Below are 11334 nucleotides of genomic sequence, written 5' to 3'. Positions count from 1 at the left end.
GACCTACCCACCCTCCAAGCCATCGAGCGAGCAGCAGGCGCGATCTTCCACACGATAGGCATGGCAGAGATCGCAGACGACGACCCACCGCCACTACCGGAACTAGAACGTCACCAACAAGCCGGCACAGCCTGGGTAGCCACGACCGCGACCAACGAGATCGCCGCCTACCTCATCGCCGACCACATAGACGCGGGCCTCCACATCGACCAGGTCTCGGTCGACCCCAAACACGCCGGCCAAGGCATAGGCCGCCAACTCATCGACCACGCAGCCGCAACGGCCCGCACCAACGGGATCCAAGCCCTAACACTCACAACGTTCCGCGACGTCCCATGGAACGCCAGCTACTACGAACAACGCTGCGGCTTCGGCACGATCCCCGACGACGAGCTCACCCCAGACCTCAGAGCGATCCAACAACGAGAAGCCGACCACGGCCTCACCCGCTGGCCCCGCGTCACGATGCGCCGCCCACTCAGCTGAGCGACTTCCGCCCCGCCGCCCGCGCAACCATCTCCGCCAGCACCTTGCCGAAATCCAACCCAGCGGCCTGGATCGCCATCGGCATCAACGACGTCTCCGTCATCCCCGGCGCCACGTTGACCTCGAGCACCTGCGGCGCCCCGGACTCGTCCACGATCAGATCCACCCGCGACAGGTCACGCAAACCGAGCGCGTTGTGCGCCGCCACCGCCACCGCGGCAACAGACTGCGCCACCGGCTCCGACAGGCGCGCCGGCGTGTGCCACGTCGTCAGCCCCGCCGTATAACGGGCCGCGTAGTCGTACACCCCATTCCGGGGCACGATCTCCACCGCCGGCAGCGCCTGCGGCCCGTCGCCCAGGTCGATGACCGTGACCGCGATGTCCTTCCCAGTCACGTACCGCTCCACCAACGCCGTCGACCCGTACGCGAAGCAACCCACCATCGCCGCCGGCAACGCGCTCTCATCCCGGACCACGGCCGCGCCAAGACCCGACCCGCCCTGCGCCGGCTTGACCATCAACGGCAGCCCCAGCCGCGAGGCGATCCGCTCCAGCACCGCCACCGCACCCAACTCCGAGAACCGGTCGTGCGGCAGTGCCACCCAATCGGGGGTCGGGATCCCGTGCTCCCGCAGCACCGCCTTCGCCGACGGCTTGTCCCACGCCAACCGCGACGACCGCGCGTCACACCCGACGTACGGCACCTCGCACAGATCCAGCACGCCCCGCAGCGACCCGTCCTCGCCGGTCGCCCCATGCAGTGCGATCACGACCGCGTCCGGCGGATCCGAGCGCAGCGCCGGCAGCAGCGACACGTCTGCGTCCCGCTGTTGGGCGTCGATCCCGGCGGTACGCAGCGCGTCGATCACCCGACGCCCGGACTTGAGTGACACGTCCCGCTCGTAGGACAGCCCACCGGCCAGGACGAGGACGCGCAGATCGGTCGTACTCATGGGTCAGATCATGCCAAGTCGGGACCGGGGGTGTCGGATCCGGCCTGCCCGCGGCGACGATTGGCGACCGCACTGATGGCGCCGAACACCTGCCGCATGGCGAGGTCCTGCTCCATGACACCAGCCAATCGGCGTACGCCCTCGCGGATCCGATCCGGCGACGGGAACGAGAAGTTGAGGCGCATGTTGCCGCCCCCGGTGCCGTCGGCGTAGAAGCCGGTGCCCGGCACATAAGCCACCCGCGCCGCGATCGCCCGCGGCATCATCGCCTTCGAGTCGAGCCCCGGCGGCAGGGTGGCCCAGACGAACAGGCCGCCACTCGGCCGGGTCCAGGTGGTGCCCGCCGGCATCAGGTCGGCGAGCGACTCCAGCAGCGCGTCACGCCGCTCCCGGTAGACCTCGCGGTACGTCTTTATCTGCTCCCGCCACGGCATCGTCGACAGGTAGGTGGTCACCGCCGCCTGTGCGTACGCACTCGGGCAGAGAATTTGCGATTCCGACGCGATCACCAGCTTCTCGCGAACCGCGTGCGGCGCGAGGATCCACCCCACCCGCAGCCCGGGCGCGAACGTCTTCGAGAACGTCGAAAGGTAGAAAACGCCCTCCCGCCGCCGTGCCCGCAACGGCAGTGGCGCCTCGCCGTCGAACGACAGCTGCCCATAGGGGTCGTCCTCGACGACCAGCAGCCCGGCCCGCTCGCAGATGTCGAGCACCTGGTCGCGCCGCTCGTCGGTCATCGTGACGCCGGCCGGGTTCTGATACGTCGGGATCGTGTAGAGGAACTTCGCCCGCCGCCCCGACCGGGCGACGTCGGCGATCGCGGCCTCGAGCGCGGCGGGGATCAGCCCGTCGTCGTCCATCGCCACGTGCACGACCTGGGCCTGCGCCGACTGGAACGCACCGAGCGCGCCCACGTAGGTCGGCCCCTCGGCGAGCACCACGTCGCCGGGGTCGAGAAAGAGCCGGGACACGAGATCGAGGGCCTGCTGGCCCCCGACGGTGACAACGACATCGTCCGGCGAAGCGCCGGCGGCCGCGTCAATGCCGGAGAGCGCCATCACCTCGCAGATCCGCTCACGCAGCTCGAGCGTGCCCTGGCCGATCCCGTACTGCAGGGTGCTCGTCCCATGATCAGCCGCGAGACTGCCGAGCATCTCCCCGACGGCATCGAGCGGCAGAGCGGCGATGTATGGTGCACCACCGGCGAGCGAGACGACCTCCGGGCGGCTGGCGACGGCGAAGAGAGCTCGAATCTCCGACGCCGTCATGCCGCGGACCCGCCGCGCGTAGCGGTCGGTATAGTCGTCGAGCGTCGTCCCGGTCATGCCCTACCTCGCCTTCGGGCGCATCGCTGGTTGGTTGATGTTAGACCGCGGGTGCGAAGACCACCTTCGGGTTGTCCGCGACCAGTCCATATCGCGGAATCCAGGGGTCCCACGCCAGGCCAGACCACGGACGCGCGATGTCCGACCTCTCCCCTCCTGCGCCTTTCCGGCGTACGATCGCTGGTTGGGGGCAAGGCGGGCGACACACACGACCTCCACCGTGCTCCGATAACCGTCATCTGGCAAACGAGCGGTTTTCGAGGTTCCGTGATGTCACGTCGTCTGGTGAGCTTGACGCTCGACACCCTGGAAGATCTGCCGCGCCCATGCCGGCAATGCGTCTACTGGGAGCTCGACCCCGTCTCCGCGGAGCGCGCCTGCGCCGCCGGCGACCCCGGCCTCGAGAAGGAGGCCTGGGTCTCGCAGACCCTCCTCGAGTGGGGCTCCTGCGGCAAACTGATCTACGTCGACGGCATGCCGGCCGGCTTCGTCATGTTCGCCCCGCCGGCCTACGTCCCCCGCTCGATGGCCTTCCCGACGTCCCCGGTCTCCGCCGACGCCGCGCTACTGATGAACGCCCACGTGATCACGGCCTTCGCAGGCGGCGGCCTGGGCCGCATGCTGGTCCAGGGCGTGGCCCGCGACCTCATCAAACGAGGCATCAAAGCGATAGAAGCCTTCGGCGACGCGAAGTTCGGCGACGCCCCCGACGAGCCGGGCTGCCTCGCCCCCGCCGATTTCTTCCTCTCCGTCGGCTTCAAAACCGTTCGTCCCCATCCGCGCTACCCCCGCCTACGCCTGGAACTCCGCACGGCCCTGTCGTGGAAGTCGGACGTCGAATACGCCCTGGAGAAGCTGCTCGGCTCAATGAGCCCGGAAAGCATCCTCCGCCCGGTCCGCCCCGCGACCAGCACCAGCAACAGCTGACCCGGGCGAGAGCGACAGACGAAGATCAAGAGATGGTCCCGGGTCCGCCGGGGGCACGACCGTCGCTCCCGCCGGACACCGCTCGCTCCGCTTCGCTGCCAGGCGCGCGACACACAACCGGAAACACCGCGCCTCTAGACCGCCCGCGGAGCTGCCGCAACGCCCGCTGTGACGGCTTGCCGCCCGGCGACCGCCCTACAGCGATGCCGCGGAACAGCGTCCGGTGTCGGAGCCCTTCTCGATCCAGACCGCCGGTGCTGCCGCAAACCCGCCGAATGTCGCGGCAGGCCAGGTCCGGGCGGCGGCCGCGGGGTCCTGGGAGCAGCCCGTGGCGCCGCAGCGACGCCTAGGCAGCATCACGGGTGCTGCCGCAAGCCCCGAATATCGCAGCCGCCCAACCGGACCGTGACGGCAAGGTCCTGGAGGCAGCTCGCGGCGCTGCCGCAAACCCGCCGAAGGTCGCGGCAGGCAAGGCCGGCCGTGGCCGGCGGCGCGTGGCGCTGCAGCGATGCCTGGGCAGCTCTTGAGGGATCGCGGCGCTGACCTCACTCCCCTGTGTCGTCGCAGGCAACGGTCGGGCCGTGGCTGCGGGGGTCCTAGAGGTAGCTCGCGGCGCCGCAGCGACGCCTGGGCAGCTCGTGAGGGGACCGCGGGCGCTGCTGCAACGCTCGATCGCGGCAGGCAAGGTCGGCCGTAGCCGCGGCGTTCTAGAGGTAGCTTGCGGCGCTGGAGCGACGCCTGGGCAGCTCGTGAGGGGACCGCGCCACTGCCGCCACTCCCGAATATCGCGCCATTGTCGGCCATCGCCGCCGGGTCCTGGTCGCAGCTCGCGGCGCGCAGCGGCGGCTCGCAGCTCTGGGGGATCGCGGGAGGCCAGCGACCACCGCCCGGATGCCCGGGCAGGAGTCGTAACAGCCTGCGGGCACGCCTGGACAACTCTTGAAGGATCGCGGCGCTACCGCCACCCCCGATATCGCCGCAGCGAAGATCGGGGCCATGGCCGTCCTGGACGCAGCTCGCGGCGCCGCAGCAACGGCTCGGCAGCTCCCGGGGATCCCGGCGAGGCCAGCGACCGCCCGCCCGGGTGCCCTGCGGGAGCCGTAGCAGCCTGCGGGCACGGTTGGGTTGGCTGAGGCACTATCGCAGCGGAACCGAAGAGCGCCGCCGCAAAGGTCGATTGTTCGTGGGCCAGCCTGCGGACGGCGCGCGGATCAGGCTGTCGCGGTGGCGGCGGCGATCGCGGCCCGCAACTCCCGCACGTCGATAGACCCGGTCGGCACGTCCTGGTCGATCGGGTAGTACATCCGCTGCACCGCGGCCACCACAGCCTCGACCACCGTGTCCCGGAAGCGCGGATCCACCAGCTTCTCCCGGTCACCGGGCGAGGTCAGATAGCCGACCTCAACGCGTACAGCCGGCATCTTGGTCAGGCGCAAGAGCTCCCACGTCTTCGCGTGGGTCTGGCAGTTGCGCAACCCCGTCCGCGCGACGATCTCCCGCTCCACCAGGCCCGCCAGCCGCTCGCCCACCGTCGACGAGGAACCGTGGTTGGTGCCGTAGTGGTACGTCGCCACCCCGTCCGCTTCCGGGTTCGCGTGGCCGTCGATGTGCAGCGAGATGAAGAGGTCACCGCCCAGCTCGTTCGCCAGCTGGGCCCGCTCCAGGTCCGTCAGCTCGGCAACCGGCGCGGGGCCGCGGGTCAGGTGCACCCGCATCCCGGCAGCGGCGAGTCGGCCCTCCAGCCGTGCCGCCATGTCGAAGGCCAGCTCCGCCTCCGTCCACCGCAGCTTGCCGTCCGGGACCACCACGCCGAGGTCCGGGCCGCCGTGGCCCGGGTCGACGATCACCGTCTTGCCGACCAGGTTGGGGCCCGAGTGCCGGAAGGCGTCCGACTCGCGCAGCCACTGCGGGCGACCGCCGGTCACCTTGCGGCCCAGCCGGCGCAGCGCGTGCATGGTCTGCGGGCCGCACGCGCCGTCGGGGGCTAGCCCGACCTCGCGCTGGAACTGCGCCACCGCCCGGGCGGTACGCGCTCCGTAAACGCTGTCCGCGCGCCCGACGTCGTACCCCATCTCGAGCAGTCGTTCCTGCAGGGTCCGCACGTCCTCGCCGGTCAGCGGCTCCGGGATGGCCTGGTAGAGGGTCCGCGAGCCGAGCCGCCACCGCGCCGCGACCAGGGCCCGCCATGTTTCCGCACCGACCGCGCCGTCGACGCTCAGACCGCGGCTCTGCTGGAACGCCCGCACCGCCTGCTCGGTCGCGTCGTCGAAGTCGCTCGACTCGAACTCGGAGCCCGGCGTGGTGGCGTGTGCGCCCGGGATCAGCCCGAGGCCGACGAGGATGCCACGGATCTCGGTGACCGCGGGACCACGGTCTCCACGTCGGACTACACGCACGGACTACCTCCTCCGGGTGACGCAAGCCGCGCTTCCGGAGCCTATCGTGGCCGCCTGGCCAGGGCCGGAAGGATCGTGAGACGGCGCCGGGCACGACAACGCCCCCGCATCCACGCGACGCGGGGGCGTGTCGAAAAACTAGGTCAGAATGCGGCCTCAATGAGCTTGACCAGGTCACCCTTGGGTCGTGCACCGGCCACGGACTGCACCGGCTCGCCGCCCTTGAACACGGTCAGTGTCGGCACCGACATCACGCGGTAGGCGCGCGCGGTCTCCGGGTTCTCGTCGATGTTGAGCTTGACGATCCGGACCTTGTCGCCCATCTCGTTGGCGATCTCCTCGAGCAGCGGCTCGACCTTGCGGCAGGGCGCACACCATTCAGCCCAGAAGTCGACGAGTACGGGGGTGTCCGCCTGCAGAACATCGTTGACGAAGTTGGCGTCCGTCACCGACTTGGTCGATCCCACCTGAAACCCTCCTCCGGGCCGAACGATTGCTGAAGCAAGTATGTAGTTTCCGGGAACACCCGGCTGCATGTCGTGTCCGGACTCACGCCCGGTTGAAGATCAGACTTCCAGGGCGGCGATGAACCGCTCGGCGTCGAGAGCCGCCGCGGTGCCCGTGCCGGCTGCGGTGATCGCCTGCCGGTAGGTGTGGTCGACCAGGTCGCCGGCCGCGAACACGCCCGGCAGGCTGGTGTGCGTGGTCGGCGCGGCCACCTTCACGTACCCGTTTTCGTCCATGTCGATCTGGCCGCGGAACAGCTCGCTGCGCGGGTCGTGGCCGATCGCCACGAAGACGCCGGCGACCGGCAGCTCCTTGGCCTCGCCGTTGTGGACGTTGTGCACCTTCACGCCGGTGACCTTGCCGTCCTCGCCGAGGACCTCGGTCACGATGGAGTTCCACTCGACCTTGATCTTCGGGTTGGTCAGCGCCCGCTGCGCCATGATCTTGCTCGCGCGGAACTCGTCGCGGCGGTGGATGATCGTCACGTTCGCGGCGAACCGGGTGAGGAAGCTCGCCTCCTCCATCGCGGAGTCGCCGCCGCCGACGACCACGATGTCCTGGCCGCGGAAGAAGAAGCCGTCACAGGTGGCACAGGACGAGACGCCGTGGCCGAGATATTTCTGCTCGCCCGGGACGTTGAGCGGCCGCCAGGCGGAGCCGGTGGCGAGGATGACCGCCTTGGCCCGGTAGACCGTCTCGCCGACGTAGACCGCCTGGGTCACGCCGGAGCCCAGCTGCCCGCTGTCGACGAGCTCGACCCGGGTCACGTCGTCGGTCAGGAACTCGGCGCCGAACCGCTCCGCCTGCTTGCGCATGGCGTCCATCAGCTCAGGGCCCAGGATGCCGTCCGGGAAACCGGGGAAGTTCTCCACCTCGGTGGTGGTCATCAGCGCGCCACCTGACTGCACACCCTCGATCACCAGGGGGTTCAGGTTGGCTCGGGCGGCGTACACCGCAGCCGTGTAACCGGCCGGACCAGAGCCGATGATGATCAAGTTGCGGACCTCGTCCACTGCCGTCTCCCGAAGTTATGGCGTTCCTCGCACCTGGAAGAACGTCATGGTACGAGGCAAGGATTCCCGTGGGTGGACAACCTCACGCCGCGCGTCCGGTCTGTCCGAGGTCGTCACCCGTCACCCTACTCGGGAATGGAACAGCTCGTCCGTGCCGCCCGGTCCGCAATCCGGGCCGACCGCCCAGCCCCATTGCGCACCACTGGCGTCGGTGAAGAACACGATCACAGCAGGGCGGCCGTCGTACGAGGCGAAGTCCGCGGCCGACACGACGATGGGCCCCTGGCCGAGCTCCTTGGCGATCGCGTCGAAGCAGACCGCGAGGGCGGCCCCCATCCCGAGCCGAGCCAGCTCAGGACTGACCGCCTTGGCCGAGCTCTCCTGGCTGGCGCGACCGTCCGACTGGAACGTCGCCGGCGACTTGGACGAGAGGGTCTGCCGGTCCGCGCCGAAACCGCCTGCCACCGAAGCGCTGTTGTAGTCGGTCCCCGTGTTGTACCGCGGCACGCTCGCCGCCTCCGGCGCCGCGGCAGCCGAGTCGGCCGCCCCGCCCGCCGCCGAGTTGGTGCCCGTCGTGCCCGTACGCGCCGACTGACTGATCCACACCCCGGCGAGCGCCGCGACCATCACCGCCACGAGTGCCGGCGCGGCCCAGGCCAGCCAGCGCGCCCGCCGCCGGCGGGTCGTCGCGCCCGCCCGACCGGGCGGCCGACCACTGCCGCCCTCGGGACGACGCGCATGCGGGCCACGTCGCCCGCCGCCCTGCCCGGGCACGGCTACGGACTCGGCCGGGGCGGCCCCAGGCTCAGTTGCCTCACGGTCAGCCCCGTCATGCTCAGCCACCGCGCCCTCAGGACCAGCCGCGGCAGCGCTAGTCGCGCCAGTCGCTGCCGCCCCGAGCTCAGCCCCTGCCGCGTCTGCGGGTTCGGCTGTCACAGCGTCTGCGGGTTCGGCTGTCACAGCGTCTGCGGGCTCGGCTGTCACAGCGTCTGCGGGCTCGGCTGTCACAGCGTCCGCCGGCTCAGCCGCCACAGCGTCCGTGCGCTCAGCCGCCGCGATGTCCGCCGGCTCGGCCATCGCCACGCCCGCGGGCTCAGCCGCCGCCGGCCTAGGGAGCGCGGCCAACAGCCGCACCGCCACCTCGTCCGGCATCGGCTCGTTGGTGGACGCCGCGTACACGAACAGGTCATCAGCCGTGTTGGCGAGCGCCGCCACCAGCGCCGCATGCTCAGCGGCCCAGACCGCATCGGTGGCGACCAGCCCCGCCACCCGCGCCTCGTCGGGAGTGCCGGCGAGCGCGCCGCCGACGTAGTCGGCCAGCAGGTCAAAATCAACCTCGCTCATGACACCCCCTCCCCGCTGTTGTCGGTCACTGATCGGACGTCATCGCCGGGCGGCCGGTTCCGTGCGGTGGCGGACCGCACGCCGGCGCCGGCCGTGCCCGGTCGCAGGTGTCCGAGCAGCAACGCCAGCCGCGCCCGCCCCCGCGAGCAGCGGCTCTTCACGGTGCCCTCGGCGACCCCGAGCAGGACGGCCGCCTCGGCGACCGGGTAGCCCTGCACGTCGACCAGCACCAGCGCCGCCCGCTGGTCCTCGGGCAGCCGGGCCAGGGCCTGCCGCACCACCAGCGCCGTGTCGTGGTCGGTGGCCGGCGCCGCGGGCTCGACGCCGGTCGGCCGGTCGGGGTCGGCGTTGCCGTCCGGCAGCGGCACCGTCGGATGGGCCTGGCGCCGCCGGATCCGGTCGAGGCAGCAGTTGACGACGATCCGGTGCAGCCACGTGGTGACGGCCGAGTCGCCGCGGAACCGCGGTGCCGCGCGGTGCGCGGACAGCAGCGCCTCCTGCAGGGCGTCGGCCGCGTCCTCCCGGTCGCCGACGGTGCGCATCGCCACCGCCCAGAGCCGGTCGCGGTGGCGGCGGAACAGCTCGGCGAACGCGTCCGGGTCACCGGCGACATGGGCGCGCAGCAACGCCTCGTCGTCAGGCACGTCGAGGGGATCTGGGTCGCGCCGGCCGGCGGTCACGGCTGCACCTTATCGTCGCGGCGCTATGCCTCGCGGGCCGGTCGAGCCGGGACTCAGCCTCGTGCCTGGACCGTGATCTCCTGGATCTCCAGGCGAAGCTTGCCCTCGGACGTCGTCGGCAGCTTCGTGAACCAGATCAGCAGGTACTGGTGCTTCTGGTCCGGCAGGAAGCCCTGGAACGTCAGCGTGGTCGCCTCGTGGTTCTCGATCGGCTCGCCGATCCGGTTCTTGTAGTCGGCGATGATTTTCCGGTCGCCCGCCCGGGTGCTGCCGGTGTCACCCTCGCCGGTGAACACCGCGGCCGACGCGCCGGTCGCCGACAGGTTGACCTGCACCGAGCTGACGTCCGTCGGTTCCGGGAGCTTGATGAGCACGCCCATGCCGGACTTGTCGCCGAAGGGCAGGTTCTTGTAAGAGTCGCTCTCCCAGGCGGTGTCGCGCTTGCCGTCAACCATCAGCGCCGCATCGCCCAGCTCTCTGCGGTCACCGTCCGGGTCGACGATCCGGACCTGGTCGCGGCTGAGCGGCACGGCCTTGGGCGCGGCCGGCGCGGTGGCCTGGCCGGTCGGATCGCTGGTGGCGGTCGCGGCGGCACCCGGCCCGGGCGTCGCGCCGTTGTCGGAGTCGCCGCGGTCGGCCAGCACGCTGATGCCCAGCAGCAGCCCGACGGTCGCGATGACCAGCAGGCTGGCCACGCCGATGATCAGCTTGCGCCGAGTGGCCGGCGGCTGCTCGGGCAGGCCGTCTTCGGTAGCCGAGAAGCGCAGCGGCCCGGCGTCGACGATGAACGGCTCGTCGGCGGCCACGTCGAGCCGGTCGAGCTCGGCGGCCAGCACGTCGGCCGACGGCAGCGCGAGGCGCTCGTCGAGCAGGTCCATGGTCAGGTCGTCGAGGTACGCCGGCACACCGGCGCGCACCATGCGGGGCGCCGCGATCGCACCGGAGCCGTCGCGCACCGCGTCGGGCAGCGACGACGGGCCGACCTCGGTGTGCGGCCAGTGCCCGGTGAGCGCGAAGTAGAGGATGCCGCCGATCGCGCGGACGTCGGTGTCGGGTGTGTCGCCCTCGGTCGCCCGGGCGTCGGCGAGCACGACCCGCCCGTCGTCGGCGACCATCACGGTGCCGGGGTGGACGTTGCCGTGCACCATGCCGGTGGCGTGCACGGCGGCCACCGCACTGGCGACGGCGTGTGCGATCGAGGTCGCGCGCTCGGCGTCGAGAGGCTCCTCGACCACGAGCTCCCGCAGCGCTTCGCCGTCGATCCACTCGCGCACGACGTACGCGCGCGTCTCCTCGTCGATCGCGTCGTAGACGCCCGCGAGGTTGGGGTGGATGACCCGGCTGGCGGTCACCGCGGCCTGCAGCATCTCCTGCGCGGAGTCGCCGCCGGGATAGCGCAGCACGACCGCGACCGGGCGCCGCAGCACCACGTCGACGCCCTGCCAGACCTGGCGGCCGGCGGCGTCGTCGTTGATGTGCTCGGCCAGCTCGTAGCGGTCCGCGAGCACCTCACCAACGCGCGGTGCCCCAACGGTCAGCACGGGGGGTGTGGCGGCCTCTTCGGCCTCCTGGCCCTCGCCGACCTGGGTCACCGGTCCTCCTTCGGTGCTCTTCTCGCTCGCCATGCTGACTCGCTCGCCGTCTCGCAGTCACCCGGGGCAGCGCGCTGCGCCCCCGTGTGAAACCGAAGGGCGGCGCCAC

General features: G+C 71.1%; 10 protein-coding genes. 2 read left to right on the top strand and 8 right to left on the bottom strand.

The window, feature by feature from the left end:
- On the top strand, positions 1-486 hold a 486-nt coding region (locus tag AB0H87_RS08460), incomplete at its 5' end, for a GNAT family N-acetyltransferase (RefSeq protein WP_360141706.1).
- On the opposite strand, the gene AB0H87_RS08455 is transcribed toward AB0H87_RS08460, so the two are convergent.
- The gene (locus tag AB0H87_RS08455; RefSeq protein WP_360141704.1) at positions 479-1441 is read right to left on the bottom strand and encodes a D-alanine--D-alanine ligase; all 963 of its coding nucleotides are present in this window, start codon (positions 1439-1441) and stop codon (positions 479-481) included. The two genes, AB0H87_RS08460 and AB0H87_RS08455, sit on opposite strands and share 8 nt — an antisense overlap.
- Positions 1442-1449: 8 nt before the next feature.
- Positions 1450-2766 (bottom strand): PLP-dependent aminotransferase family protein, encoded by a 1317-nt coding sequence (locus AB0H87_RS08450; protein ID WP_360141702.1) that lies wholly within the window; start codon positions 2764-2766, stop codon positions 1450-1452.
- A 270-nt stretch (positions 2767-3036) separates the two neighbouring features.
- Between AB0H87_RS08450 and AB0H87_RS08445 the strand changes: the two genes are divergently transcribed.
- Positions 3037-3693: a GNAT family N-acetyltransferase gene (locus AB0H87_RS08445; RefSeq protein WP_360141700.1), complete on the top strand. Its 657-nt coding sequence runs from the start codon at positions 3037-3039 to the stop codon at positions 3691-3693.
- A 1211-nt stretch (positions 3694-4904) separates the two neighbouring features.
- Here AB0H87_RS08445 and AB0H87_RS08440 read toward each other — a convergent pair.
- The 6 genes from AB0H87_RS08440 to AB0H87_RS08415 form a co-directional block, all read right to left on the bottom strand.
- On the bottom strand, positions 4905-6089 hold the full coding sequence (locus AB0H87_RS08440; protein ID WP_360141698.1) for an N-acetylmuramoyl-L-alanine amidase: 1185 nt from the start codon (positions 6087-6089) through the stop codon (positions 4905-4907).
- Between the two features lie 143 nt (positions 6090-6232).
- Complete coding sequence (gene trxA / locus AB0H87_RS08435) at positions 6233-6556, bottom strand: thioredoxin (RefSeq protein ID WP_360141696.1); 324 nt, start codon at positions 6554-6556, stop codon at positions 6233-6235.
- Between the two features lie 99 nt (positions 6557-6655).
- Complete coding sequence (gene trxB, locus AB0H87_RS08430; protein WP_360141694.1) at positions 6656-7609, bottom strand: thioredoxin-disulfide reductase; 954 nt, start codon at positions 7607-7609, stop codon at positions 6656-6658.
- Positions 7610-7729: 120 nt separating this feature from the next.
- Positions 7730-8953, bottom strand: a complete 1224-nt coding sequence (locus AB0H87_RS08425; RefSeq protein ID WP_360141692.1) for a hypothetical protein — start codon at positions 8951-8953, stop codon at positions 7730-7732.
- Positions 8950-9633, bottom strand: coding sequence for an RNA polymerase sigma factor SigM (gene sigM / locus AB0H87_RS08420; RefSeq protein WP_360141690.1), 684 nt, complete (start codon positions 9631-9633; stop codon positions 8950-8952). The genes AB0H87_RS08425 and sigM overlap by 4 nt, the downstream gene beginning before the upstream one ends.
- 53 nt (positions 9634-9686) lie before the next feature.
- Positions 9687-11258 carry a protein kinase family protein gene (locus AB0H87_RS08415; RefSeq protein ID WP_360141688.1) on the bottom strand — a complete coding sequence of 524 codons (1572 nt, stop codon included), beginning with the start codon at positions 11256-11258 and terminating at the stop codon, positions 9687-9689.
- Positions 11259-11334: the final 76 nt, after the last annotated feature.

The sequence above is a fragment of the Asanoa sp. NPDC050611 genome (assembly GCF_040654855.1).
GTDB lineage: Bacteria > Actinomycetota > Actinomycetes > Mycobacteriales > Micromonosporaceae > Asanoa.
Note: the sequence above shows the minus strand (reverse complement) of the source record. Positions and strands in the feature narration are given on the sequence as shown.